22 protein-coding genes are annotated in these 24,948 nt (G+C 65.5%); 10 read left to right on the top strand and 12 right to left on the bottom strand.

Annotation, left to right across the window (positions count from 1 at the left end; genetic code table 11):
- Nucleotides 1-63 precede the first annotated feature (63 nt).
- The 4 genes from NO363_RS02275 (at nt 64) to nadC (ending at nt 5,256) form a co-directional block, all read left to right on the top strand.
- Nucleotides 64-1,593: an amidohydrolase gene (locus NO363_RS02275; protein ID WP_256686586.1), complete on the top strand. Its 1,530-nt coding sequence runs from the start codon at nt 64-66 to the stop codon at nt 1,591-1,593.
- 151 nt (nt 1,594-1,744) lie between these two features.
- A complete protein-coding gene (gene nadA / locus NO363_RS02270; protein ID WP_256686584.1) occupies nt 1,745-2,878 on the top strand; it encodes a quinolinate synthase NadA in 1,134 nt (377 codons plus the stop codon).
- Between the two features lies 1 nt (nt 2,879).
- Nucleotides 2,880-4,406, top strand: coding sequence for an L-aspartate oxidase (locus NO363_RS02265; RefSeq protein WP_256686582.1), 1,527 nt, complete (start codon nt 2,880-2,882; stop codon nt 4,404-4,406).
- Nucleotides 4,396-5,256 (top strand): carboxylating nicotinate-nucleotide diphosphorylase, encoded by an 861-nt coding sequence (gene nadC, locus NO363_RS02260; protein WP_256686580.1) that lies wholly within the window; start codon nt 4,396-4,398, stop codon nt 5,254-5,256. The genes NO363_RS02265 and nadC overlap by 11 nt, the downstream gene beginning before the upstream one ends.
- A gap of 45 nt (nt 5,257-5,301) precedes the next feature.
- Here the strand turns inward: nadC and gpmI are convergent, their stop codons facing one another.
- A complete protein-coding gene (gene gpmI, locus NO363_RS02255) occupies nt 5,302-6,822 on the bottom strand; it encodes a 2,3-bisphosphoglycerate-independent phosphoglycerate mutase (RefSeq protein ID WP_256686578.1) in 1,521 nt (506 codons plus the stop codon).
- Nucleotides 6,823-7,006: 184 nt separating this feature from the next.
- Here gpmI and NO363_RS02250 point away from each other — a divergent pair, with 184 nt between their 5' ends.
- On the top strand, nt 7,007-7,624 hold the full coding sequence (locus tag NO363_RS02250; RefSeq protein WP_256686576.1) for a hypothetical protein: 618 nt from the start codon (nt 7,007-7,009) through the stop codon (nt 7,622-7,624).
- A gap of 50 nt (nt 7,625-7,674) precedes the next feature.
- Here NO363_RS02250 and NO363_RS02245 read toward each other — a convergent pair whose 3' ends face one another.
- Entirely contained in the window at nt 7,675-8,016 is a 342-nt protein-coding gene (locus NO363_RS02245) for a DUF7113 family protein (protein WP_256686574.1), read from the bottom strand.
- Nucleotides 8,017-8,103: 87 nt separating this feature from the next.
- Here NO363_RS02245 and NO363_RS02240 point away from each other — a divergent pair, with 87 nt between their 5' ends.
- The gene (locus tag NO363_RS02240; RefSeq protein ID WP_256686572.1) at nt 8,104-8,538 is read left to right on the top strand and encodes a universal stress protein; all 435 of its coding nucleotides are present in this window, start codon (nt 8,104-8,106) and stop codon (nt 8,536-8,538) included.
- 49 nt (nt 8,539-8,587) lie between these two features.
- Here NO363_RS02240 and NO363_RS02235 read toward each other — a convergent pair whose 3' ends face one another.
- The 5 genes from NO363_RS02235 to NO363_RS02215 form a co-directional block, all read right to left on the bottom strand.
- Nucleotides 8,588-10,111 carry a glutamate-cysteine ligase family protein gene (locus NO363_RS02235; RefSeq protein ID WP_256686570.1) on the bottom strand — a complete coding sequence of 508 codons (1,524 nt, stop codon included), beginning with the start codon at nt 10,109-10,111 and terminating at the stop codon, nt 8,588-8,590.
- Between the two features lie 114 nt (nt 10,112-10,225).
- A complete protein-coding gene (locus tag NO363_RS02230; RefSeq protein ID WP_256686568.1) occupies nt 10,226-10,564 on the bottom strand; it encodes a DUF5615 family PIN-like protein in 339 nt (112 codons plus the stop codon).
- Between the two features lie 3 nt (nt 10,565-10,567).
- Nucleotides 10,568-10,846 (bottom strand): DUF433 domain-containing protein, encoded by a 279-nt coding sequence (locus NO363_RS02225; RefSeq protein ID WP_256686567.1) that lies wholly within the window; start codon nt 10,844-10,846, stop codon nt 10,568-10,570.
- A 61-nt stretch (nt 10,847-10,907) separates the two neighbouring features.
- Nucleotides 10,908-12,008: a DNA topoisomerase IV subunit A gene (locus NO363_RS02220; protein ID WP_256686565.1), complete on the bottom strand. Its 1,101-nt coding sequence runs from the start codon at nt 12,006-12,008 to the stop codon at nt 10,908-10,910.
- A gap of 10 nt (nt 12,009-12,018) precedes the next feature.
- Nucleotides 12,019-14,400: a DNA topoisomerase VI subunit B gene (locus tag NO363_RS02215; RefSeq protein ID WP_256686564.1), complete on the bottom strand. Its 2,382-nt coding sequence runs from the start codon at nt 14,398-14,400 to the stop codon at nt 12,019-12,021.
- Nucleotides 14,401-14,595: 195 nt separating this feature from the next.
- Here NO363_RS02215 and gyrB point away from each other — a divergent pair, with 195 nt between their 5' ends.
- On the top strand, nt 14,596-16,524 hold the full coding sequence (gene gyrB, locus NO363_RS02210; RefSeq protein WP_256686562.1) for a DNA topoisomerase (ATP-hydrolyzing) subunit B: 1,929 nt from the start codon (nt 14,596-14,598) through the stop codon (nt 16,522-16,524).
- A gap of 239 nt (nt 16,525-16,763) precedes the next feature.
- Entirely contained in the window at nt 16,764-19,202 is a 2,439-nt protein-coding gene (gene gyrA, locus NO363_RS02205; RefSeq protein ID WP_256686560.1) for a DNA gyrase subunit A, read from the top strand.
- Nucleotides 19,203-19,206: 4 nt separating this feature from the next.
- Here gyrA and NO363_RS02200 read toward each other — a convergent pair whose 3' ends face one another.
- The 3 genes from NO363_RS02200 to NO363_RS02190 are packed head-to-tail and all read right to left on the bottom strand — an operon-like array spanning nt 19,207 to nt 21,639.
- Entirely contained in the window at nt 19,207-19,611 is a 405-nt protein-coding gene (locus NO363_RS02200) for a hypothetical protein (RefSeq protein WP_256686559.1), read from the bottom strand.
- Nucleotides 19,608-21,095 carry a cysteine--tRNA ligase gene (gene cysS / locus NO363_RS02195; protein ID WP_256686558.1) on the bottom strand — a complete coding sequence of 496 codons (1,488 nt, stop codon included), beginning with the start codon at nt 21,093-21,095 and terminating at the stop codon, nt 19,608-19,610. Before cysS ends, NO363_RS02200 begins: the two co-directional genes overlap by 4 nt.
- Nucleotides 21,096-21,120: 25 nt before the next feature.
- The gene (locus NO363_RS02190; protein ID WP_256686556.1) at nt 21,121-21,639 is read right to left on the bottom strand and encodes a DUF7523 family protein; all 519 of its coding nucleotides are present in this window, start codon (nt 21,637-21,639) and stop codon (nt 21,121-21,123) included.
- Nucleotides 21,640-21,974: 335 nt separating this feature from the next.
- Between NO363_RS02190 and NO363_RS02185 the strand changes: the two genes are divergently transcribed.
- A complete protein-coding gene (locus NO363_RS02185; RefSeq protein ID WP_256686554.1) occupies nt 21,975-22,847 on the top strand; it encodes a CbiX/SirB N-terminal domain-containing protein in 873 nt (290 codons plus the stop codon).
- The gene (locus tag NO363_RS02180) at nt 22,847-23,905 is read left to right on the top strand and encodes a DR2241 family protein (RefSeq protein WP_256686553.1); all 1,059 of its coding nucleotides are present in this window, start codon (nt 22,847-22,849) and stop codon (nt 23,903-23,905) included. Before NO363_RS02185 ends, NO363_RS02180 begins: the two co-directional genes overlap by 1 nt.
- 1 nt (nt 23,906) lies before the next feature.
- Here the strand turns inward: NO363_RS02180 and NO363_RS02175 are convergent, their stop codons facing one another.
- Complete coding sequence (locus NO363_RS02175; protein WP_256686552.1) at nt 23,907-24,560, bottom strand: DUF7524 family protein; 654 nt, start codon at nt 24,558-24,560, stop codon at nt 23,907-23,909.
- Between the two features lie 2 nt (nt 24,561-24,562).
- Nucleotides 24,563-24,757 carry a methytransferase partner Trm112 gene (locus NO363_RS02170; protein ID WP_004055557.1) on the bottom strand — a complete coding sequence of 65 codons (195 nt, stop codon included), beginning with the start codon at nt 24,755-24,757 and terminating at the stop codon, nt 24,563-24,565.
- Between the last annotated feature and the right edge of the window lie 191 nt (nt 24,758-24,948).

Here is a 24,948-nt window from a genome sequence, read left to right as displayed (position 1 = left end):
GGGCGGTTCTAACCAGTTCCGCTATCCCGAAGCGTTTTCGCGCCCGCCGTGCCTCCCAAAACCATGACCGACCCTGCCGATCTCGTGCTCACGAACGCGGAGATCCACACGCTCGCCGCCCCCGATACGACCGCCGAGGCGCTCGCGGTGCGCGACGGCGAGATCGTCCGCGTGGACTCGGCCTACGAGATCGACTTCCTCGACGGCGTCGAGACGACCACGATCGACCTCGACGGCCGCGTTCTCCTCCCGGGATTCATCGACGCCCACACCCACATGACGGCGGTCGGCAAGCGCCTCGTCCACGCCGATCTCGCGAATGCCGACGCCCGCGACGAAGCGGTCTCGCTGCTCGCCGAGCGCGCCGACGCGACCGACCGCGAGTGGATCCTCGGCTACGGCTACGACGAGAGCGACTGGGGGAGTCCACGGTATCTCGATCGATCGGATCTGGACGACGTGAGCACCGATCGCCCGGTCGTGGCGTTCCGCGAGGACATGCACACCGCCGGCGTCAACAGTGTCGTCCTGGATCGACTCGGCGAGCAACTACCCGACGACGATGTACGGACCGAGAACGGGGATCCCACGGGTGTGATCGTCGAGAACGTGCTCGGGCCGATCCGCGACGCCATTGCCCCCGATCGGGCGGAGACGCGTGAACTGCTGCTCGCGGCACAGGAGTACGCCACCGAACGCGGCGTCACGGGCGTCCACGACATGGTTCGGCAGTCACACGCACCGCGGGCCTACCGCGACCTCGATCTGGCGGACGAACTCGCCGTGCGCGTGCGCCTCAACTACTGGTCGGATCACCTCGACGCGCTCCGCGAGGTCGGACTGACGACCGATCACGGCAGCGAGTTCGTCCGCACGGGCGCGATCAAGACGTTCACCGACGGTAGCCTGGGCGGGCGAACGGCAAAGCTCACCGAGCCGTACGCCGACGCACCCGACGCGACGGGCCAGTGGGTCGTCCCGCCCGCCGACCTCGACGATCTCGCCGAGCGCGTCGACGACGCCGGCTTTCAGATGACCGCCCACGCCATCGGCGACGCGGCCATCGACGCCGTGCTCGATGCCTACGAGCGGACCGACGCCGACGAGGCGCGCCACCGCATCGAACACCTCGAACTCCCCTCCGAAGAGGCGATCGACCGCCTCGCCGACATGGGTGCTGTCGCGTCGGTCCAGCCAAACTTCCTGAAGTGGGCCGGCGAGGACGGTCTCTACGACGCCCGCCTCGGCACCGAGCGGCGGGCGCGCTCGAATCCTATTCGGAATCTACTCGATGCCGGCATCCCCCTCGCCTTCGGCAGCGACTGCATGCCGCTCGACCCGCTGTTCGGCATCGAGCAGGTCGTCGCTGCGCCGGACGAGCGCCAGCGCCTCACCGTGACCGAGGCGCTGCGCGCGTACACCGCGGGTGCCGCGTACGCCGGCTTCGACGAGGATCGACTCGGAACGATCGAGCCGGGCAAGAGGGCCGATTTCGCCGTTCTCGATCGCTCGCCGTGGGAGGCTGCCGACATCGCGGCCATCGACGTGGCGATGACGGTCGTCGATGGCACGATCGTCCACGACGCGCGCTGATAGTCGGTTGTCGACCATCGATTGTCGATTGATCAACCACGTTTCATTCGCATGTCGTACTGGACAGTCGAGCGTATGCTGAACACTGTTTGAACAGAAATTCTTTTCAAAGACGGGTACTGGTGACTAGTGCTGACGGAGAACGGGAACCATGCCAGAACTCGAAACTACATCCCTCGAAACAGAACTCAGCCTCTTCAAATACGACAATCTGGAGCGGCTGCCGTCACAGTACCGCGACCTGTCGGAACACGAGCGCTCGAAGCGGATCAAGGCCGCTCGTGACGAGCTCGGCGACGACGTCCTGGTGCTCGGCCACAACTACCAGCGCCGGGAGATCGTCGAGCACGCCGACTTCATCGGCGATTCCTACGCGCTCTCGCAGCGCGCCGCCGAGTCGGACGCCGACTACGTCGTCTTCTGTGGTGTGACCTTCATGGCCGAGTCCGCGGACATCATCACCGACGACGACCAGACGGTGTTGCTCCCGTCGATGGAGGCGTCGTGCCCGATGGCCGGGATGGCCGAGGCGCTCCAGGTCGACGCCGCGTGGGCCGAGATCACTGCGGCCGCACCCGACGAGACGATCGTCCCGGTGACGTACATGAACTCCTACGCCGATCTGAAGGCGTTCTGTGCCGATCAGGGCGGGTTGGTCTGTACCTCCTCGAACGCCCATCGCGCCTTCGAGTGGGCCTTCGAGCGCGGCGACAAAGTGCTCTTCCTCCCGGACAAACACCTCGGCGAGAACACCGCCCACAGACTCGACATGGCGGACGATACGGCCGTTTGGGACCCCTGGGATCCCGAAGGAAAGGACGCGGACGAGGTGGCCGACGCCGACATCGTGCTCTGGGAGGGGTACTGCCAGGTCCACGAGCGATTCCGCGAAGACCACGTCACGCAGATCCGCGACGAGCACCCCAACGCGAACGTGGTCGTCCATCCCGAATGTCGGCGCGAGGTGGTCGAAGCCGCCGACGTGGTGGGATCGACGAGTACGATCACCGACACGGTGGCCGACGCCGACGCGGGCGAGACGTGGGCCATCGGCACCGAGATCCACCTCGCGAACCACCTCGCACGATGGCATCCCGAGGTCGAGGTGATTCCACTCTGTGGCGACGCGTGCATGGACTGCAACGCGATGCGCCAGATCGACCCCAACTACCTGACGTGGGTGCTCGACGGGCTCCGTGAGGGCCAGGAGCGAAACGTCATCGAGGTCGCTCCCGGGGAGAAAGAGCGCGCCGCCGTGGCGCTCGACAGGATGTTGGAGATCTGAGATGGCTAACGAATCCGATCCGACGACCGACGTGCTGGTGATCGGCAGTGGCGTCGCGGGCTGTGCGGCGGCGCTCGGGGCGGCGCGGGCGGGCAAGGAGGTGGTGGTAGCGACGAAGGCCGAACGGCCGAAGGACGCGACGAGCTGGTGGGCGCAGGGCGGCGTCGCCGTCTCGCGGAGCAACGCCGAGGGGTTCAAACAGGACATCGTCGCGGCGAGCGACGACACGGCCGACCCCGACGCGGTCGACGTGCTGGTCGAGAACGCGAACGAGGCCGTCCGCGACGTGCTGATCGAGACGCTCGACGTGCCGTTCGACACCGAGGCGGACGATCCCGACACGTTCGACTACGGTCGGGAGGCCGCCCACGGCGAGCGACGCATTCTCCACGTGAACGCGAGCACCGGCCGGCACGTCCTCGGCCCGTTCCTCTCGCATCTCGACGAGCAGCCGAACGTCACCATCCAAGAAGACACTGCGGCGCTCGATCTCCTCACGCGAGAGGGGCGCGTCCACGGCGCGATCTGCGAACACGACGGTGATAGCGATCCGATATACGCCGGGGCGACCGTGCTCGCGACGGGCGGTATCGGCGCGCTCTACGGGCGCTCGACCAATCCCGACGGCGCGACTGGCGACGGGATCGCGATGGCTGCACTCGCCGGCGCTGATGTGGCAGACATGGAGTACGTCCAGTTCCATCCGACGGCCTACGCCGGCGAAGCCGCGAAGCCATTCCTGCTGAGCGAGGCGCTCCGCGGCGAGGGTGCGATTCTGAGAAACGACGGCGGGGATCGGTTCATGCCCGAGCACCATCCCGACGCCGAGCTCGCACCGCGCGACGTGGTCGCCCGCGCCGTCGCCGCCGAACGCGACCGAACGGACGACGTTCTGCTGGACGTTTCGCCGCTGGATTTCGAAACCGAATTCCCGGATCTCGCGGCGAACTGTGACGAGCGCGACGTCGATTTCCGATCGGGGATCCCGGTCGCGCCGGCCGAGCACTTCCTCTGTGGCGGCATCGCGGTCGACTCCCGTGGGCGGACGAGCCTCGATCGACTGTTCGCGGTCGGCGAGTGCTCCCGAACCGGCGTCCACGGCGCGAATCGGCTGGCCTCGACGAGCCTGCTCGAAGGACTGGTCTGGGGACTCCGTGCCGGACGGACCGCCGCCGCGAGCGGGGTCAACCCCGTGATCGTCGATGCACCCGACCTGCGCGACAGTGATCCCGCACTCCCGGCAGCGTTCGCGGCGGAGAAGTTCACCCGCCTTCGCGGGGTGATGGACGAGTTCGTCGGCCTCTCGCGGAGTCCCGATGGGCTTCGCAGGGCGAGCGCGGCCATCCGGCGGCTGAAGGGCGAGGTCGATGCCTACGTCCGCACCCGTACCTCGCGAGAGCTCTACGAACTCCGTGCGGCGACCGTGACAGCACTTTTGATCACTCGGGCCGCACGCGAAAACACCGACTCCCGGGGCTGTCATCATCTCGTCGACACTGCCGACGATCCCGAGGTCCATGCCGATTGATCGCAGTCGCATCGAGCGCTGGCTGCGCGAGGATCTCGGCCATCACGACGTGACAAACCACGTGCCGGGCGAGACCGCAGGGAGATTGATCGCCACGGAGGACGGCGTCACCGCGGGTATCGAAACCGCCGCGGCCGTCTTCGACCATCTCGACGTCGAGACGGAAGTTCTCGTCGACACCGGCGATCGCGTCGAGGCGGGCCAGCAAGTGCTGGCGGTCGACGGACCGGCGCGGGCCGTTCTCCGCGGCGAGCGCGTCGCGGTCAACGTCGCGAGTCACGCTTCGGGAATCGCGACACGAACACGCGCGGCCGTCGACGCCGCCCGCGAGGCGAGCGCGGCCCGACGAACCCCGGACGATCGAACGGCGAACAGCCGGGAGATCGGCGACGGGGTACGGATCGCCGGTACGCGCAAGACGACGCCCGGCCTCAGGGGAATCGAAAAGCGTGCCATCGTCGCGGGCGGCGGCGACACGCACCGTCTCGACTGCTCGCAGATGGTGATGGTGAAGGAGAACCACATCGCCGAGATGGGCTTCGAGAGCGCCATCGCACACTTCCGCGAGCGCGCGTCGTTCGCCACGAAGATCGAAGTCGAGGTCGAACGCCCCGCGGACGGTCGCCGGGCCGCCGATGCCGGCGCGGATATCGTGCTGTTCGACAATCTCGCGCCGGACGCGGTCGCCGAGGGTGTCGCGGAACTATCCGACGACACGCTCGCGGAGGCCAGCGGCGGCATCACGATCGAGACGGTGCCCGAGTACGCCGCCACCGGCGTCGATGTCGTTTCACTCGGTTCACTCACCCACTCGGCCCCGGCGCTCGACTATTCGTTTCGGACGGGCTGAAGCCCGGGGAGACTCCGCCGAGCGGGGGAAGGGGGCGGGCAGGCTTCAGTCGAGCAGTAAGCGGCCGGTCATCGCGTCGGGAACCTCGATCCCACAGCGTTCGAGCACGGTCGGTGCGAGATCAGACAGTTCGCCGCCGTCCCTGATGCGTTTCCCGCCGTCGCTGCCGTCGGCGGCGAGGAAGACGATCGGCACGGGGTTGGTCGTGTGCGTCGTGTCCGGATCGTCGGGCGTCCCCATGTCGTCGGCGTTGCCGTGGTCGGCGGTCACGAGCACGTCGGCCCCCGCCTCGCGGCAGGTGTTGACCAGTCTGGCTAGCTGTGTGTCGACGGTCTCGACGGCTTCGACGGCCGCCAGGAAATCGCCCGTGTGGCCCACCATGTCGGCGTTCGCGTAGTTGAGTACGAGCACGTCCGGATCCTCCGATTCGATGACGCCGATGGCCGTGTTGGTCACTTCGACGGCGCTCATCTCGGGCTGCTGGTCGTAGGTCGGTACGTCTGGACTCGCGACGATCTCCCGGTGCTCGCCGTCGAACTCGACCTCGCGCCCGCCGTTCAGGAAGTATGTCACGTGGGGATACTTCTCGGATTCGGCGATTCGCAGTTGGGTCTTCCCGCGTGCTGCGAGCACCTCACCGAGCGTGTCGGCGGGTTCGTGGGGTGCGAACGCGACCGGGAACGAGAAGGTCTCGTCGTACTCCGTCATCGTCATGAGTTCGATTGCGGGCGGGGTCGTCCCGTCGTCCCACTCCGGCCGCGTATCGGTGAGCATGCGGACGAGTTGGCGCGCGCGATCGGCACGGAAGTTGAAGAAGAGGATGCTGTCGCCGTCTCGAACCATGCGCTGCGCTGTACCCTCGATCAGCGTCGGCTCGACGAACTCGTCGGTGTCACCACGTTCGTAGGACTCTTCGACCGCTTCGACGGCCGTCTCGGCCGTGTGATCGGCCTCGCGCTCGACGATGGCGTCGTAGGCCCGTCTCGTGCGCGCCCAGTTCTCGTCACGATCCATCGCGTAGTAGCGCCCCGAGACGGTGGCCACGTCGCCCGTCCCGCACCGCTCGATCACACCCTCCAGATCCGTGAGATACTCGACGGCGCTTTTGGGGGGTGTGTCCCGCCCGTCGGTGAAGGCGTGTGTGATCGCCTCGACGCCCCGCTCGGCGGCGATCTCGACGAGTGCGTGGAGATGGCGCTGGTCGGAGTGAACGCCGCCGTCGCTCACCAGTCCCATCAGGTGGACGCGCCCGTCGTTCGCCTCCGCGTGGGCGAACGCCTCCTCGATGGCCTCGTTCTCGACGAGTTCGCCGTTCTCGACCGCCCGCGTGATGCGGGTGTAGCTCTGGTCGATGACCCGGCCCGCGCCGATCGTGAGGTGGCCGACCTCGCTGTTTCCCATCTGGCCCGCCGGGAGGCCGACCGCCCGTCCCGAGGTGTCGAGGGTGCCGCTCGCGCCGCGGTCGGTGAGCTCGTCCATCGTCGGCGTGTCGGCCTCATGGACCGCGTCGAGTCGGTCGTGGTCGCTGAGTCCCCAGCCGTCGAGCACGACGAGTGCCGCCTGCATACCCCGATTTTCGCCAGCGATGCGTAACTACCCTTCGCACTCGCTAGTTGCTAAGTCATCAATGTGGTTCCGAAAAAACGTAAATAGAACATGACTCATTCATGGTTATTTCAGTATATTCTGTGATGAGCGTTGCAAAGAATGTGTTAGGTTTAAATCCTGTACAATAGTGATTGCTGAATATATGGTTGACATAGCTATTCTCACCGGTGTAATTGGAATTATTGGTACTGCTATTGGTGCAGCTATCCAAGGTCTTGCCAGCATCAGAAAAGCTAGAATTATGGAATCTGAACGTACAGAACGTAAAAGATCAGAGTTTTACTTACAGTACAAAGTGGATACACTAATCGATTTGCATCAAAAAATCGTTCATCTTCGTAGTGCCACCTCTGGCTATTCAACAGAACATTTTGATGTGGAAGAGATGGTGCCGAAATTTCGAGACGAAAAAGACAATGTCATGTCCCGTATTAACGCTGCTCAGGAAGCACATACGAAGGCACAAATCTATCTTACTGCCCCAGAATCAGCAATAATCTCACGTTTTATATGGCAATCAATCAACGTTTGTGAGCGAATGTCGGAAATTTCTGGTTCAACATGGGCAGATGTCAGTTACGATGAAGAGCAGTATGAGGAGGCGTTCCGGAACGCACATGGTGTACTGAAACTCGCAATCGATAGTCCTGCGACAGAATATTTCGATGATGAAACGGTCACAGACGAAAATGCAGAGGAAGAAATTGAGAAAATTGAGAGAGCGATAAAAGATATACAGAGCGATAGCAACAATTCATAAGCGCATATTCTTCTCTTGTATAATATTGGCATTTTTTCGTATTTGGTGCCTCACTCGGCCGCCGAATCGGTCTTCTGCATCTCGATATCGACGTCCGATTCGGCGACGCCGACGCGAGCGAACTGTGTCCGGAGATGTTCTTTCGCGCCTTCGATGGCCTGTTCGCGCGTCTCGAAGCCGTGGGCGACGGGCGACTCGAAGGCGACGTTCACGGTCGCGCCGTCGATCTGCTGGCGCTGGCCGCCGGATTCGACCTCGTAGAAGGAATCGCAGACCCAGACGTACGGCGCGTCCTCGTCGGGTGCGCCGCTGAAGGAGGGGGCGGTCTCCCCGCGCTCGTAGAGCGTGCCGGTGAGTGCCGTCCCGCCGGCACGGCCCCGAATCAGGAGCATACCGTCGCTACCCGCCCGGCGACCAAAACCTCGGTGTTCGCCGCCCGCGGCGGAGCACTTAACAACTCACCCGTGGTACTTTTTCACATGACGAAACGGCTGCTCGTCCCGATCGACGGCTCCGAGCAGGCGTGGACCGCGCTCGACCACGCCACGACCGAGCATCCCGAGGCAGCGCTCACGCTGCTCTACGTCATCAACCCCGTCGGGGGCACCGCCGGCGTGAGCGCGGGCGCGCAGATCGCCGACGTGGGCTACGGCGAGGAGTGGTACGAGGCCGCCGAACAGCGCGCCGAGGCTCTGTTCGAGCGTGCCAGCGAACGCGTCGGCGACCGCGAGATCGAGACCGAGACGACCGTCGGTCGGCCCGCCCGTGCCATCGCCGCGTTCGCCGAGGGGAACCCCATCGACGCGATCGTGATGGGGAGCCACGGCCGCGACGGCGTCTCACGGATCGTCCTCGGCAGCGTCGCCGAAACCGTCGTCCGGCGCGCGCCGGTGCCGGTGACGGTCGTTCGCTGACCGACATCGGTCGTCTCTTTCCCACTTCCACAAGAACTCGTCTGGACGATCAGTCGGCGAGCCAGTCGGCGAAGCTGCTGTCGCCGATGATCGTCTCCGACTGGCGGTCGATGTACGCCCGCTGCATGCCGTGGACGGCCGCCTCGAAGTCGTCGCCGTCGTCGAGGCGCTCTCTGACCTCGTGGCGTTTCCAGCGCGCCGGCGTCACTTCGTGGCGGGCGCGCTGGCGCAGCGGCCAGAGATATTTGGCGGCCTCGCTCTCGGAGAGGCCGCGCGATTCGAGCCCGTCCTTCGCGTGGGCGAAGAGGTCGGAATAGAGCTCGTCGTACGAGCGCGTCTCGCGGCCGTCGTTGGTGATCCAGACGAGATCGGCGTCGAGCCCGTCGTGCATCGCCGCGTAAAAGTTGCCGTGGGCGTCCTGCCAGTCGAGGTTCGCCACCGGATGCTCGCGCCGGGTCAGACTCTCCATCAGGCCCGCGAAGATCGCCTGGAAAGCGATGGTGTCTCGCACCGTGGGCTGGCCACCGATCGGCCGGAACTCGATGCGGGCGTTCGCCGAGGACTTGCTCGCACCCTCGAAGACCGGTCGCACCCAGCGCCAGTAGGTGCCGTGTTTCTGACGGAAAGTGGCGAAGGCGTCGTCGAAGCGGTTCGACTCCTCGATCGGCATCGGCACGATCGTGTCGTCGGCTGCGATGCGATCGACGGCCTCCTCGGCCGAATCGAAGTCGTGGGGGAAGCGGACCTTCCCGGTGCCACCGTCGGGGTTGAGAATGGCCTCGAAGACGTGGATGCGGTGGCTCATCCAGCCGTCGTCGAGGATCGCTTCGGGGGCTGCATCGTCGTAGAGACTCGGTGGGAAAAACGGCGAGTTGACGCCGAGGGCGAGCAGCGGTCCCGCGATCCGCAGCGCGTAGGTGAAATACTCGGGCAGATCAGCGGCGTGGGCGACCTGATAGTGGGGCTGGATCGAGGTGATCAGGCTCTCTGGCATCACCGTATTCGCCGACAGCGAGACGTGCGGCGCGTCGACGTTCATCCCGACCGCGTCCGCGCCGGCGGTGTTGGCCATCGCGTGATAGCGGACCGAGTCGCTCATGTTCGAGGCGATGCGCACCTCGCGGTCAGTGATCGAGCCGGTGAGATAGTCGCGTGCCTGCTCGCCCTCCGAGGGGATCGTCCACATGCCGTCGCTGACGAGCCGCAGGTCCGCTGATGCGACGCAGTCGAGAGCCGTGCGGAGGCGGGCGCTGACTTCGGCCTCCTGGGCGGCGAGCCCGTGTGGATTCAGCGGCTGCGGGCTCGTGCGCATCTCGGCATTGTGCAGCCCGAGTTCTTTCTCGAAGCCGATATATTCGAGCAGGCGGCGCGGCACCCGCGCCAGCGCGCTCGTCTCGCGATCCACCCCATAGAACTCGTATTCGAGCCCGATGATCGCCTGCGGGTTGTCGAACGTGCCGGCGTCGAGTTCGCGCTTGATCACCTCGGCTTCGTCCTCGGCACGAGCGTGGAACTCCTCGTCGTCGACGGCGAGCACGTCCTCGACCCGCCCCGCGAGATCCGAGCCAGACATGCCTCGCCGTGTGCGAGCGAACGACTTTAACTTCGCGGCTGAGGGAAACGATAGACCCTCGACTACTATCTCTCGATTATCGAGCCGATGGTCGGCTCGCGCCGTGTCGGCCCGTCAGAGCCATTGACCCAGCCACTCGACGTGATCGGTCATCTCCCGGGTGGAGAGATGCGTGTCGATGCACCTGATTGCCCGGACGAACTCGCCCGGCGATCGGCCCTGGTTGCTATATCTGACAATCCCGGCGTGTTCCATCTCACGACCCAATACGGCGAAATCGTCATCGTTCGTCAGGATGATTCGTCCCCGCTGGCGACACTCCAAGAGATGAGCTTCGTCGGCGAGCCCTCGCTCGTACTCTTCGCCCACTGTCTCGACGGTATACCCTTCGGCTTCGAGTGCCGTGACGATCGCGCTATCGACGTGTTCGTCGGCGCGAAAGGAGAGACCCATTCGTCACTGCTCGATTGTTTCGGGTGCTTTCGACTCGCGGCGCAGCCATTCGTCGCGCTCGCGTCGGCGCTCGCGCGCGGCGTTCATCTCGTCGATGTGCTCGTAGTAGTACGCGAGCGCGGCGTACACTTCCGCGGGCGTGATGTCGAGCTGATCGACGACGTGTTCGGGCGTCCGACCGTGGTCGAGCACTCGCTCGGCGATGTCGAGCACCGCGATCCGTCGCCCATCGAGGCGGGCCTTACCACCGAGCACCCCCTCGGTCTTCACGATCTCGGCCATGTCTCCTTTCGTCGCTCCCGGGAGATAAGCCTCCGGGCTCGACGCCCCGTTGGTTCGCCCGTTACAGCACGCCCATCTCGGTCAGCCGTTCCGGGAGATACGTGTCGGTGACGAAGTCCAGCCCTCGGGAGGCGAGCGCCTGCTGTTCGGCCTTCTTCTCGATGTCGAGCTGGAGTTCGATCTGCTCGCGCCAGTAGTCGGTCTGGAAGCGGGGATCGCTGAGTTCGCTTTCGAGAGCGTTGATGTCCGAATCCGCGAGCGGGTCGGTCGGCAGGTCGTACTCGACGATGTCGGTCGGCTGAATCCCGATGAATCGCGCTTCGGGCGTGGCGAGATAGTCCGAGAGATGGGCCGACTTGATCGAGCCGTAGGCAACCGAGCCGTAGATCCGGTAGGACCACGGGTCGCCGTCAGTGAACACCACCACGGGAAGGTCGAGCTCGTCGTGAAGGCGCTTGGTGATTCGCCGGGTCGCGCGGGCGGGCTGGCCCTTCAGGTGGACGACGATCGTACCGTAGTCGTCGTCGAACCCGTTTTCGACGAGCCTGTCGCGCATCCCACCCGTCTCGACACAGAGGATGAACTCGGCGTCGTGATCGAGGAACTCGATCGTGTCCGGGTTGTTCGGGATCTGGTAGCCACCCTCGCCGACGTCCTTCTGGCAGTGGATCTCGCGCTCGCCACGTCTGGTTTGCTCGCGGAGGTAGAGCGGCCCCATCAGCGTCGCGCCCGACTCCTCCGGGCGCATGTGGAAGTCCTCGCGGGTCACCTCCGAGACGATTTCGAGGTCCTCGACGAGCTGGTTCGATTCGTCCTGATCCGAGAACTGCGCCTCCTCGTTGTCCCAGCTCTCCGAGAGATAGTAGAGCTCACGCAGGGTCGACGAACGGTCTTCGCCGAGCTGGTCGGCGAGGAAGTCGATCGTGTAGATCGCCTTCAGCAGTTTGCGCGCGCCGCGAACCGAGTTCGCGCTGCGCGTGCTCGTGCGGTCGCCGTAGACCCAGACGTCACTGTTCTCGTCGTACTCGATGTTGGATTTCGTCCGCGTCGGCAGCTCCATCTCGGGGATCTGGCCGGCGGCGAACTGGTCGTAGAAGTCGGCCGCGAGCTCGATGAGTCGCTCGCGCGCCGAGTCGTCGCTGTCGGATCTGTCGGTGCTCATTGTGGTGCAGCTATGTGTTGACGGTGAGTTTCGCGTTCTCGATACCGGTCACGTCGAGATCGTAGTCGCTCTCGTCGGCGAGTTCGTACTTCAGGACGCTGTCGTCGTCGCTGCCGACCTCTGGCGACCACTTGATGAACCACTCGCCGTCCATCTCGACGACGCGCGCGCCGTCGGAGACGCTCGTGGGTTCGGCCGAGACGATCTCGGTCAGCTCGGGCGACTCGCTGGTCCCGCTGTTGTTCTCGACGACGAGCTCCACGTGGGAGTTCTCGACGCGGCGCTCGACGAGGACGTTGTTCATGATGCGCGCGAGCGAGTCGTCGATCTTCAGCTCCTCGCGCTCGGTGACGGTCGCGAGCTTGTCGGCCATCTCGGGGAGAATCGAGCCGAGGACGTCCTGTTTCTCCTGACGCTGTTGCATCGAGCGGCGCTTGTTCAGATAGCTCTTCAGCTCGCGGGCGGCCTCGCGGACGGCGAGTTCGATCTCGTCCTCGATCGCCGGGATGTTGGCGATGGCGTCCTTCGACTCGCTCGTGAAGGGCACGTTCGTCGAGGCGACGTGGATCATGATCACCGCCGGCCCGTTGGGCATGCCCGAGCCGCCGGGCTGGTCGAGCCCGTAGTTGCGCCAGCCGATCCCCTTGAGAACGTCGGTGGTCGCACAGGCCCCGCGCTGGTAGACCAGCGGAACCCGGTTCGCAAAGCGGAGCAGTTCGACGCTCCCTTCGGCGGGGAGGTCGCCGCCGTAGGCGATGCCGGCCTCGACGATGAACGGGTCGCCGCCGTGGACGCCCGCGTCGCGCGTCGCCGACGCGTAGAAGTCGGCGTCGAACTCCTTTTCGAGCCCCGAGCGCACGAGATCCGCGGTGATCGGCGAGAGACAGTCCGTCGGCGGCGCGATGATGTCCGTCTCGGCCATCGCGCTCAGAAGGGCGCTCGCGGTGTCACGATCGTCGGCGACGGCGGTGACGTTCGGCGGATCGTCGGGCACCGTCCGCGCGACGTTCCAGAGCGCGTCCGTGACGTTCTCGCGGGCGGTCTCGCCGAAAGAGACGTCCTCGCGTTCGGCGGTCATCGCGGCGGCGCGCTCGACGTACTCTTCGAGCGTCTCCCGCCGCAGTCGGTCGCGCGCCCGACCCTCGCCGTCGAACTTCGCCGCCAGCCGTTCGGCGAACGATTCGATGACGCCGTCGTCCTTGCGCGTGCTCGTCGCCTCGTCGGCCAACGTGTAGAAATCGGCCGTCCGGTCGTCGCGGACGATCGCCCACGCCGCCGCGACCGCCTTCTCCTGGACCGTGTCGCCGAACGTCGTCCCCGTCTCGTCTGTCGTCGCTGCGGCGGCGCGCTCGACGAGCGCGGCGAGTTCGTGATGGGCGAGGCGGTCGTGTTCGTGAATCGCGTCGGCGACGCGGCCGGCGAACGCGTCGGTAGCGTCTTGCCCCTTGTTCACCACCGCCTCCGCGACGGCTTCCTCGATGTCCGCCTCGTGGGTCGCCGGCGTCCGCCAGGCCATCTCGCGGCCGTAGTGGCGGTCGGTGAACGCCCCGATGACGTTCGTCGCCGTCTTCGTGCCGACGCGAGTGAACTCCTCCTGGAGGAACCCCGAGACGCTGTAGGAGTCGGTCGCTTCGAGCATCTTGAGCAGCGTGCCGAGCTCGACGCCGTGGGGATGGGGGCGGATCTCCTCGGTCTCGGCGGGGAGCTGATCGGTCGCGCGCTCGGCCTTGAACTCGCCGTTGGGCTCGCGGAGCTCGATGCGGGCGTGGGGATTGACGACGGCTGTGTGTTTCACGTAGTCCCTGAGCTGGCCGCGTGCGCGCATGTTCGCCTCCATCTCCAGTTCGATGCGCGTGCCGTGGGTCCGATCCCAAGTCGTCGTCTCGTCGACGGAGACCTCGGGCTCGTTCGAGTCGGTGTCGATGATGAGCTCGAAGTATTTCGCCTCGCCACCCTGCGTCCGGCTGGTGATCTTCGCGGGTTTACCGCTGGTGAGCTGTGAGTAGAGCACCGCCGCCGAGATGCCGATCCCCTGCTGGCCGCGGGCCTGTTCGCGTTTGTGAAAGCGGGAACCGTAGAGGAGCTTCCCGAACACTTTGGGAAGTTCCTCGCTCGTGATGCCGGGTCCGTTGTCCTCGACGACGAGCCGGTAGTAGTCGCCGACCTCCTCGATCTCGATGTAGATGTCGGGGAGATGGCCGGCTTCCTCGGCGGCGTCGAGCGCGTTGTCGACGGCCTCCTTGACGGCGGTGACGAGTCCTCGGGCCCCGCTGTCGAACCCGAGCATGTGCTTGTTCTTCTCGAAGAACTCGGCGATGGAGATCGAACGCTGGCTCGCCGCCAGCTCGTCGGCGACCCCCTCGTCGTCGAGCGTCGACTGGAGGGATGGCATTACCCGGCGTATTCGAGCGACGGTTAAAACGACCGCGGTAGCAGGGTGGAAGTGGAGGTGATCGCTCGACCGACGAACCGAAACCGTGCCCGTCGGCCATCGCATCGGCCGAATCCGTTCGCTTTCGCGTGTTCTCGTCCGCGCGCGTGCGGGAGACTTATGCCCTCGGAACCACTATCAATCGATAGCTTATATATGCCCCAAGACGAGTACGGAGCCGGACAGATACAGGTCTTAGAAGGGCTACAGGCGGTACGGAAACGCCCGGCGATGTATATCGGGTCGACGGATGCGCGTGGTCTCCATCATCTGGTGTACGAGGTCGTCGACAACGCCATCGACGAGGCGCTCGCCGGCCACTGCGATTCGATCTCGGTCACGGTTCACGACGGCGAGCACCCCTCGGTGAGCGTGACCGACGACGGCCGGGGGATCCCGGTCGACGAGCACGAGGACGGCAAGTCCGCCCTCGAAGTAATCATGACCGTGCTCCACGCCGGCGGGAAGTTCGACAAGGAGTCCTACCAGGTCTCCGGTGGCCTGCACGGCGTCGGCATCTCCGTGGTGAACGCGCTCTCGAAGTGGGTCGAGGTGACCGTCAAGCGCGACGGCGCGGTCTGGGAGCAGCGTTTCGATCACGGCGAACCCGAGGGTGATCTCGAACGGGTTCGTGACCTCCGCGACGACGAATCGACCGGCACGAAGCTCCAGTTCTGGCCAGACGAGGCGGTCTTCACCGACACGACGTTCGACGCCTCAACGCTCGCCAACCGGCTGCGCGAGCTCGCCTTCCTCAATTCCGGCGTCGAGATCGAGCTCGACGACGAGCGCGACGGGAGCCGCGAACGGTTCCGCTACGACGGCGGCATCCGCGAGTTCGTCGTCTATCTCAACGAGACCAAGAGCGCCCTCCACGAGGACGTCATCTACTTCGACGACGCCGCCACCGTCGACGACGGCGAGATATCCGTCGAGATCGCGCTCCAGGCGACCGACGAGCTCCAGGGCTCGATCCACGCCTTCGCCAACAACATCAACACCCGCGAGGGCGGCACCCATCTCACCGGGTTCAAGACCGCGCTCACACGGGTCGTCAACGACTACGCGAGCGATCACGGGCTCCTGAAACCCCTCGACGACGAGAACCTCACGGGTAGCGACATCCGCGAGGGGCTCACAGCAGTAATCTCGATCAAGCACCCCGACCCGCAGTTCGAGGGCCAGACCAAGACCAAACTCGGCAACAGCGAGGTCCGTGGTGTCGTCGAGAGCGCCATCCACGAACAGCTGGATACCTACTTCGAAGAGCATCCCGACACCGCCGAGGCGGTCATCGGCAAGGCCGTCGAGGCGGCCAAGGCCCGCCGTGCGGCCAAGAAGGCCGAGGAGCTCACCCGCCGGAAGTCGGCGCTCGAATCCACAGCCTTGCCGGGCAAGCTCGCCGACTGTCAGAGCCGCGATCCGACGGAGTCCGAACTGTTCATCGTCGAGGGCGATTCGGCCGGTGGCAGCGCCAAACAGGGTCGCGACCGCGAGTTCCAGGCCATCCTCCCGCTGTTCGGCAAGGTGCTGAACGTCGAGAAGCACAGACTGGATCGCATTCTCGAAAACGAGAAGATCCGCAACCTCATCACCGCCATCGGGGCAGGTGTCGACGAGGAGTTCGACGTCGAGGAAGCGCGCTATCACAAGATCATCATCATGACCGACGCCGACGTCGATGGCGCGCACATTCGGACGCTCTATCTCACCCTGCTCTACCGCTATCTCACGCCGCTGATCGAGGCCGGCTACGTCTACGCCGCCCAACCGCCGCTCTACCGGGTTCGCAACGGCGGCGAAACCTACGACGCGATGACTGAAGCAGAACGAGACGAGATCGTCGAAGAGAAGTGTGGCGGCACGCCCGATCAGGTCCAGCGGTTCAAAGGATTGGGCGAGATGAACCCCGAGCAGCTCTGGGAGACGACGATGAACCCCGAGAACCGCATCCTGAAGCAGATCACGCTGGAGGACGCCGCCGCCGCGGACAAGATGTTCAACGTCCTGATGGGTGACGCCGTCGAACCCCGCCGACAGTTCATCAAGAGTCACGCGACCGACGCCGACTGGGTCGATATCTAATCGTGTACCGTTTTCCTTCGGGGTGCTCGGAAAAAGCTACGCCAAAAACACCCGCTCGCTGGTGTGACCGCACCGCCCCGCACAGCACCGCCGAAACCCTCGGCCCCCGAAGCGGGCCTCCCCCTTCATCCACCAAGGACAACGGTCCCCCCACTACGACCCACCGCTCCCGCAGCCGCACCGCCACAGCGCGGCAGCCGCGCTGTAACCCGTTTCAGTATCACCGATAGCTACACCACATGAGTTCAGACATCCCCCAACCAGGATCGAACGCGGCCGCGAACGTCGATTCGGTCCGCATCGAAGACGAGATGGAACAGTCGTATATCGACTACGCGATGAGCGTCATCGCCGGGCGCGCGCTGCCCGACGTCCGTGACGGCCTCAAGCCCGTCCATCGGCGCATCCTCTACGCGATGCACGAGGAGGGCGTCACCTCGAACGCGGGCCACCGAAAGTCCTCCTCGGTCGTCGGGGACACGATGGGTGACTACCACCCGCACGGCGACTCGGCAATCTACGACGCGCTCGCCAGGCTGGCCCAGGACTTCTCGATGCGCGCGCCGCTAGTCGACGGCCAGGGCAACTTCGGCTCCGTCGACGGCGATCCGCCGGCCGCGATGCGCTACACCGAGGCACGGATGAGTTCCATCGCCGAGGAACTGCTCTCGGACATCGAGAAGGACACCGTCGATTTCACGCCGAACTACGACGACCGTCTCGAAGAGCCGGACGTCCTCCCGTCGGCGTTCCCGAACCTTCTCGTCAACGGCTCCTCGGGCATCGCGGTCGGGATGAGCACCAATGTCCCGCCGCACAATCTGGGCGAAGTGATCGACGCGACGATCCACCTGATCGAGAACCCCGACTGCACTGTCGAGGATCTGATGGAGCACGTAAAGGGGCCGGACTTCCCCACGGGCGCTGAGATCGTTGGTCGCGAGGCGATCCATTCGGCGTACACCACCGGTCGCGGTCGCGTGCGGATGCGCGCGAGCTACGAGATCGAGGAGGCAGGTAGCCACGAGCGCATCGTCATCACCGAACTCCCCTACCAGCAGAACAAGGCCAAACTCGTCGAGCATATCGCCGATCTCGTCAACGACGGCACGCTCGACGGCGTGAGCGATCTCCGCGACGAGTCCGACCGCGACGGCATCCGTATCGTCGTCGACCTCAAGCGCGGCGCGCTCACCGATGTCGTCGAGAACCAGCTGCTCGAACACTGCCTCGAGAAGACGTTCGGCGTCATCAACCTCGCGCTGGTCGACGGCGAGCCGCAAGTGCTCGATCTCAAAGAACTGCTCGGCCACTATCTGGAGCACCGCCGCGAGGTCGTCCGACGACGCTCCCAACACGACCTTGACGAGGCCGAGGAGCGTGCGCACATCCTCTCCGGGCGACTGACGGCGCTCGAAAACGCCGACGACGTCGTCGAGTTGATCCGCGAGGCCGACGACCGCGACGCGGCCAAGAGCGCTCTCAGGGAAGTCTACGAGTTCTCCGAGCGACAGGCCGACCACATCGTCCGGATGCAGCTGGGGAGTCTGACGGCGCTCGAAGCCGAGGAGATCGAAACCGAGTACGAGAACGTCGAAAGCGAGATCGACCGCCTCGAAACCATCCTCGCGAGCGATGCCGAGCTCGATCGCGTCATCACCGACGAGCTGCGCGCGGTTCAGGACGAGTACGCCGACGACCGCCGGACACGGATCGTCGAGGACTACGGCACCGTCACGCGCGAGGACCTCATCCCGGACGAGGAGGTCGTCGTCGTGATGACCGAGAACGACTACATCAAGCGGATGCCGGCCGGCCAGTTCGATCCCCAGGGTCGCGGCGGCAAGGGGATTATCGGCACGAAACTCAAGGACGGCGACCGCGTCTCGGCGGTGTTCCGGGCGAACACCCACGACTACCTCCTCACGTTCACCAATCAGGGCTACGTCTATCGCCTCAAGGTCTACGAGGTGCCCGAGATGGGGCGGACCGCCCGCGGGAAATCCGCGATCAACCTCGTCGATCTCGACGATGGCGAAGCGATCACCGCCGTCGTGGCGACCGACGATCTCACCGACGAGGAATGTCTCACGATGGTCACGCACGACGGCTACGTCAAGCGGACCTGCGCGAGCGAGTTCGAGAACATCCACTCGGGCGGACTGATCGCCACCCGGCTGGAGGACGGCGACGAACTCGTCGACGTCGCAGTCACCGACGACGACGGCGACCTGCTGATCGGCACACAGCAGGGGATGGCGATCCGCTTCCCGAAGGAGGAGGCCCGGGAGATGGGACGGAGCGCCCGCGGCGTCAACGGCGTCGATCTCCAGGGGGACGACGCGGTCGCGGGGGTCGTCGCCGCCACCGACGACACCGACCTCCTCACCGTCACCGAGAACGGCTACGGCAAGCGCACGCCGATGAGCGAGTACAGCACCCAGTCGCGCTACGGCAAGGGACTGAAGGACATCAAGACGAACGAGCGCAACGGCCGCGTCACCGCCATCGAGGCCGCGACCGCCGACGACGATCTCGTGGTGATGAGCGATACCGGCCAGATCATGCGCACGCCCGTCGGCGACATCTCGACCGTCGGCCGGAACACGATGGGCGTGACGATCATGGCGCTCGAAGACGGCGACGGTATCGCCTGTATCGACGTGCTCGAAACGTAACCGGTCAGACGATCTCGTTGTCCCGCAGCAGGTCCGCGAGCACGTGTACGAAGAGAACGGATTCGGTGAGCCGCTCGACCGGACGGCTCACCCGCCGCGCGAGCGCGATCAGCGCACCGCCGATGAGGACGTGACTCAGAATCCTGAGACTGGCCATCTCGCCGGTCCCCTCGAAGAGGTTCTCCTGGTCGACGAACACCCGCTTCGGATCCCGCAGACAGTCCGTGAGATGGTGCCAGTCGCCGACGCGCAGTCGGGCGAGTACGAAGTGATCGAGATCGATGAGTACGCCGAGCCCGAGTCCGTAGGCCGCAAGCGCCGCCAGTCGGCGTGGCGAGCGCTCGTCAGTGCGTGCGAGAACCCACCCGACGACGGGGATACTGAGCAGGAAATGCTCGCCGGATTTCATTCGCCCGCCCCCAGGCGGTAGGTCGGGCCGTCGTCGGTGTCCTGAATCTCGACGCCGAGCGCCTCCAGTTCGGTCCGGAGCTCGTCGGCGCGGTCGTAGTCACCTGCCTCGCGAGCCGACTCGCGCACGTCGAGCAGGAGTTCGACGAGCTCGTCGGCGATGCCGACCTCGCCTGTCGCCCCCTCGGTGAACTGCAGGCCGAGTATCCCTTCGCCGAGCTCCTCGAACGTCTCGACCGCGCGTTTGAGCGCCCGATAATCGTGTTCGTCCTCGGCGTCGAGCCGGGAGTTGACGACCGTCGAGAGTTCGAGCAGCGCCGCGAGCGCGCCCCTGGTGTTGAAATCGTCGTTCATCGCGGTCGTGAATGCCTCGCGCGTGTCGTCGACGGCATCGCGCAGTCGCTCGTCGTCGACCTTCGTTCGTGCGTCGGGCCCGTCGAGCGCCGCGACCGCTCGCTCGTGGGTACGTTCGAGCCGTTCGGCGCGTTCGACGGCTTCCTCGATGGCCGCCTCGCTGTAGGTCTGGGTACTGTTGTAGCTGCCCGACAGCAGGAAGGTGCGGATCGCGTTCAGGCCGTAGTCGGCGAGCGCCTCGTCGACGGTGATGAAGTTGCCGAGGCTCGAACTCATCTTCTCGTCGTCCATCGCGAAGAGATCGGCGTGGAGCCAGTATTCGCTGAACGTCTCGCCCGTGGCGGCCTCGCTCTGAGCGCGCTCGTTCTCGTGATGGGGGAAGACGAGATCGCGTCCGCCGACGTGGATGTCGATCGTCTCGTCGAGATGAGCCATGCTCATCGCCGAGCATTCGATGTGCCAGCCCGGTCGGCCCTCGCCCCACGGCGACTCCCAGGTCTGGCCGGACGACGGCTCGACGCCCTCGTCGTGGCGATGCTCGGCGACGGCCTCGGGCGAGACACCGCCGGCCTTCCAGAGCGCGAAGTCGGCCGGATGGCGTTTCTCACTTCGCTCGTCGGGATCGCCCTGTGATTCGATCTCGTCGAGGCGCTGGTTCGAGAGTTCGCCGTACGATTCGAAGCTTCCCACGTCGAAATAGACGGAGCCGTTCGACTCGTAGGCGTGCCCGCCTTCGACGAGTCGCTCGACGAGGTCGACGATCTCGGGGATATGCTCCGAAACCCGCGGGTAGACCTCCGCACGCTTCAGGTTGAGCGCGCGCATGTCGTCGAGCGTCTTCTCGATGAACCCGCGCGCGACCGCGCCCTCGGAGTCGCCGAGGTCGTTCTCCCCTACTCGGGCGACGATTTTCTCGTTTACATCGGTAAAATTCTCGACGTGGCGCACGTCGTACCCCAGATGTTCGAGCCAGCGGTGCATCACATCGACGTGGACCCACGTGCGCGCGTGGCCGAGATGAGCGCGGTCCGAGACCGTCAGGCCACAGTAGTACAAGAGTACGGAATCGGGGTCCTGTGGCTCGAACGGTTCGCGCTCGCCGGTGAGGGTGTTCTCCACGCGCAGCGTCATCGTCCCATCTACGCGGGCCAGCGCTTCAATCCGTCGGAGTCGTCGCAACTCCCCCGAGCGCCTCTTCGACGACCCGCACTGCGTCGGGACCCGCCCGCCGATCCACGGCGATCAGAAGCGCGTCACCGGCAACGCCCGCAGCCGTCACGTCGATTCCCTCGACGGCCAATCGGTCGAGAACGTGCGCGAGCGCTCGGGCATCGACTTCCCCGGTGGCGAGCACGCCCGTCAGCGACCCGGCATCGGGCACGAGCGCGTGGCTGCCGACCGCGAGTAGCGCCTCGCTTTCGTCGGGTCCACCATCTCCCTCGTCCACATTTACCGCACCGAGGCCACTCTGCATCGTCACGCGGGCGTCGCGCGCATCGGATTCGTGGTCGGGCAACTCCTCGGCGTAGCGCCGCAGCGCAGCGGCAACCGGATCGAGATCACCGACATCGAGGAATCGTGCGGCGGCGGTGTAGTTGAGCACGCCCGCCTGGAGCGCCTCGAACACGAACGGGTTTCGACGCACCGCACGTCTGGTGTCGGCGGCGAGGGTCATGCTTCGGAATGAACTGTCGAGCACGAAAAACTCGACGTACCGAATCGTGGACGATGTATCGCACCGAGACCGCGAATCCTGACCCAAATGAGAGACCGCAACCGCACCACCACAGCCCACATACCTCCCCAGCCGATTGCGCTCCTCGCTCGCTCCGCTCGCTGCGGTGCTCATCCCTCACACGCCGATCCGCGCTCGGTGCTCGCTTGGCTCACACACGAGCGCGAGCGCGCGCCGACCGCAACCGTCCCGTTCGTCGATTTGATGGTGAAGTGGATTCGCCCCAAGAGTGGGGAGGCGAAGCCACTAAACCGGTCGCACTCCTCGATTTCAGTATGCCGGCACTGGTCATCGTCGCCCACGGCTCGCACCTGAACCCCGGCTCGCACGACCCGACCTTCACCCACGCCGACACCGTGCGCGCGGCGGGGGCCTTCGACGAGGTGCGCGAGGCGTTCTGGAAGGAGGAACCCTCCTTCCGGGAGGTTCTGCGGACCGTCGAGAGCGAGGAGGTCTACGTCGTGCCGCTGTTCGTGAGCGAGGGCTACTTCACCGAGGAAGTCATCCCGCGCGAGCTCCGCCTGGAGGACTGGGACGTCTCGCTGTGGGATTCCGACGGGACGGACGCCGACACGGCCACACTCACGGCCGCCGACGTCGATAAAACGATCCACTACTGCGGCCCGGTCGGCACCCACCCCGCCATGTCCGACGTCGTCGTCCAGCGTGCCGAGTCGGTGACGGGCGATCCGGACGTGGGCGAGGGGTTCGGTCTCGCGGTCGTCGGCCACGGGACGAATCGCAACGAGAACTCGGCGAAGGCGATTCACTACCACGCTGATCGCGTTCGCGAGATGGACCGGTTCGACGAGGTCAATGCGCTGTTCATGGACGAGGAGCCGGAGGTCGACGACGTGACCGACTACTTCGAGAGCGAGGACGTCGTCGTCGTGCCGCTGTTCGTCGCCGACGGCTATCACACTCAGGAGGACATCCCCGAGGATATGGGGCTGACCGACGACTACCGCGAGGGCTACGAGACACCCACCGAGGTCGAGGGCCAACGAATCTGGTACGCCGGCGCGGTCGGGACCGAACCGCTCATGGCCGACGTGTTGCTCGAACGCGCGGCCGATGCGGGCGCGGACGTCGAGGAAGCGCTCGACATCGTTCGCAAACGGACCGCCACGCCGGCGGCCGGTGATTGATGAACGATTCCCAGTTGGCGGCGCTCCGCGAGGCCGCCGCCGACGGCGTGACCTGCGATGGGCTGTCGGCCACGCAGGATGATTCGGGCTACGCGTTCGTGACGCCGGAAGTGAGCCACGACGGCCTGAGCGAGGAGGAGTTCGACGCGCTCGCGACGGAGAACCCGTGGTTCGTCTCGAACTGGCACTTCTGGCGCGGGACGAGCGAGACCAACGAAGCGTTCCTCCGCTGGGTCGAACACGCGAGCGAACTCGGCGTGCGCGAACGGTACGAGACGCTCGTCGACGGGCTCACGCGCGAGTGGGGCCAACTGCTCGTTACTGCGACGCTCGGCACCGACGGCGAGCGCAGCTACGAACTCCGCCACACGGCCGACGCGGCCACTGCCGTCACGGGGCTCGACAGCTATCACGATCCGCGCGAAGCACGCGAGATCAGCACGCTTGACGACGATGGCCGGTATCGTCCGCTGAAGACCGCACCCAGCCTTCAAGCGGGCTGGCGCTTCGGCGATCTCGACGGCCGCGATCTCGTGCGCACGGTCGAATTTTTCTACCCGGCGACGGTCGCCAACTGGTATCGCGAACAGGTCGGCAAGCTGGACGTCAGCCACTTCCGCGAAACCGCCGAGCGCCAGACGGGGATCTACGGCGTGATCGACGATCTCGACGTCGATAGCGTCGAAAACCTCGCCGAGGCCTGCTGTGTCGATTCACAGTGTCTCAAACGCCGCGAGTGGGACAAGGACGAAGAGACGCCTCTCGACGCACCCCGTGGTGACGGTGAGTTCCCCTGTCGGGAGCCGTGTTCGCTCGTCGTCGCCGCCGCCCGACAGTTCGCCGTTCTCGAAGGCGAGGAGACGCGCACCTACGAAGTCGAACTGACGCCGAGCGAGCGCTCGCAGCTGACGGAGCTGGTCGATGCGGTCGCCGACGGACGCGTCGACGAGATCCGCGAGGCCGACGTCGGCGACGGCGCGAACCGGTATCGGGCGCGCTACCTCCGGGCGAAGCGACTCGCCGACGGCGAGTTCGAGGGTCTGCGCGAGAAAAGATGAGTCAGGAGAGCAGGAGATAGCCGGCGACGATGAGTCCGGCGAGAACGGCGACCGCGCCGATGTACATGGCGACACCCTCGACGAACAGCAGCGCGATTCCCAGCAGGATCACCACCGCCGTGGCACCGAGCAGTCCCGAACTATCGAGGCCGCCTGCACTACTCGATCGCGACATGCCTCCGGTGCTCGATCGCGTTCTCCCGGTCGATCGCGACCGTGTCCCGCCGCCCGTCGACCGTGTCGGGGGGCTCGTCGGGCCGGCATCGACGGTGTCGTCGGTGCGTTCGATGAGCGATTCGTCGATCTCGACGCGCTGCTTGCCGGCGGTCGGCTCGATCGTGATCTCGACCTCCTCGGTCTGGCTGCCGTAGGCGGTGGCGACGGTGAGATGGCCCGTGACGGGGCCGCTCTCGTGGACGCGGATCGGAACGCGCACCGTCGCGCCCGGACGGACGTAGTGGTTGCTCGTCGGGATCGAAGCGATCTCGGAGAGCGCGTCGTCGATACGGAGATGGACGTGGGTCGCCTCACCGTGGTTGTCGAGCTCGACGACGAACGAATCCGAACTCGCGAACGTCGCCGGCAGCTCGACGGCGTGGAGCTCCGCACGGTTGAGATGAACCGAGAGCGTCCCCGAAGCGGTCGACTCAGCCATATTCAGGCCGGCGCGTCCTCGCGCATGTCCGGCGGAAGCAGGTTCGGAATCCCCTCCTCGATCGGGTACTCCTCGCCACACTCGGAACAGACGAGTCGCCCTTCGAGCACCTCGTCGTCGGTTCGCTGGATGACTTCGAGTTCGAGCTCCTGCTTGTCCATCGGACACCGCACGATCTCCATCAGCGACTCCTTCATCGTCGCTCGCCCCAATTCATGCGCGAGACGACGACCGGCGGTGATAAAAGCGTGGCGCTCGCCCAGCGGCGATCGCGGGGTGGCGCGGTTGCGGGGCGACCGCGCCGCGGCCTGCGGGGTAGTGCGGTCCGTGACCGCGGCTGCGGTGCTGAGGCGGCTGGCGATGCCGGGCGGTGCCTGGCGTCTCGGCG

The organism is Halococcus qingdaonensis (assembly GCF_024508235.1).
GTDB lineage: Archaea > Halobacteriota > Halobacteria > Halobacteriales > Halococcaceae > Halococcus > Halococcus qingdaonensis.
This window is presented reverse-complemented; position numbering and strand designations above follow the sequence as displayed.

What these genes read in the sequence shown, in the direction of transcription:
- NO363_RS02275 (WP_256686586.1), top strand. Translation starts at nt 64, where the DNA reads ATGACCGACCCTGCCGATCTCGTGCTCACGAACGCGGAGATCCACACG.
- nadA (WP_256686584.1), top strand. Translation starts at nt 1,745, where the DNA reads ATGCCAGAACTCGAAACTACATCCCTCGAAACAGAACTCAGCCTCTTC.
- NO363_RS02265 (WP_256686582.1), top strand. Translation starts at nt 2,880, where the DNA reads ATGGCTAACGAATCCGATCCGACGACCGACGTGCTGGTGATCGGCAGT.
- nadC (WP_256686580.1), top strand. Translation starts at nt 4,396, where the DNA reads ATGCCGATTGATCGCAGTCGCATCGAGCGCTGGCTGCGCGAGGATCTC.
- gpmI (WP_256686578.1), bottom strand. Translation starts at nt 6,822, where the DNA reads ATGCAGGCGGCACTCGTCGTGCTCGACGGCTGGGGACTCAGCGACCAC.
- NO363_RS02250 (WP_256686576.1), top strand. Translation starts at nt 7,007, where the DNA reads ATGGTTGACATAGCTATTCTCACCGGTGTAATTGGAATTATTGGTACT.
- NO363_RS02245 (WP_256686574.1), bottom strand. Translation starts at nt 8,016, where the DNA reads ATGCTCCTGATTCGGGGCCGTGCCGGCGGGACGGCACTCACCGGCACG.
- NO363_RS02240 (WP_256686572.1), top strand. Translation starts at nt 8,104, where the DNA reads ATGACGAAACGGCTGCTCGTCCCGATCGACGGCTCCGAGCAGGCGTGG.
- NO363_RS02235 (WP_256686570.1), bottom strand. Translation starts at nt 10,111, where the DNA reads ATGTCTGGCTCGGATCTCGCGGGGCGGGTCGAGGACGTGCTCGCCGTC.
- NO363_RS02230 (WP_256686568.1), bottom strand. Translation starts at nt 10,564, where the DNA reads ATGGGTCTCTCCTTTCGCGCCGACGAACACGTCGATAGCGCGATCGTC.
- NO363_RS02225 (WP_256686567.1), bottom strand. Translation starts at nt 10,846, where the DNA reads ATGGCCGAGATCGTGAAGACCGAGGGGGTGCTCGGTGGTAAGGCCCGC.
- NO363_RS02220 (WP_256686565.1), bottom strand. Translation starts at nt 12,008, where the DNA reads ATGAGCACCGACAGATCCGACAGCGACGACTCGGCGCGCGAGCGACTC.
- NO363_RS02215 (WP_256686564.1), bottom strand. Translation starts at nt 14,400, where the DNA reads ATGCCATCCCTCCAGTCGACGCTCGACGACGAGGGGGTCGCCGACGAG.
- gyrB (WP_256686562.1), top strand. Translation starts at nt 14,596, where the DNA reads ATGCCCCAAGACGAGTACGGAGCCGGACAGATACAGGTCTTAGAAGGG.
- gyrA (WP_256686560.1), top strand. Translation starts at nt 16,764, where the DNA reads ATGAGTTCAGACATCCCCCAACCAGGATCGAACGCGGCCGCGAACGTC.
- NO363_RS02200 (WP_256686559.1), bottom strand. Translation starts at nt 19,611, where the DNA reads ATGAAATCCGGCGAGCATTTCCTGCTCAGTATCCCCGTCGTCGGGTGG.
- cysS (WP_256686558.1), bottom strand. Translation starts at nt 21,095, where the DNA reads ATGACGCTGCGCGTGGAGAACACCCTCACCGGCGAGCGCGAACCGTTC.
- NO363_RS02190 (WP_256686556.1), bottom strand. Translation starts at nt 21,639, where the DNA reads ATGACCCTCGCCGCCGACACCAGACGTGCGGTGCGTCGAAACCCGTTC.
- NO363_RS02185 (WP_256686554.1), top strand. Translation starts at nt 21,975, where the DNA reads ATGCCGGCACTGGTCATCGTCGCCCACGGCTCGCACCTGAACCCCGGC.
- NO363_RS02180 (WP_256686553.1), top strand. Translation starts at nt 22,847, where the DNA reads ATGAACGATTCCCAGTTGGCGGCGCTCCGCGAGGCCGCCGCCGACGGC.
- NO363_RS02175 (WP_256686552.1), bottom strand. Translation starts at nt 24,560, where the DNA reads ATGGCTGAGTCGACCGCTTCGGGGACGCTCTCGGTTCATCTCAACCGT.
- NO363_RS02170 (WP_004055557.1), bottom strand. Translation starts at nt 24,757, where the DNA reads ATGAAGGAGTCGCTGATGGAGATCGTGCGGTGTCCGATGGACAAGCAG.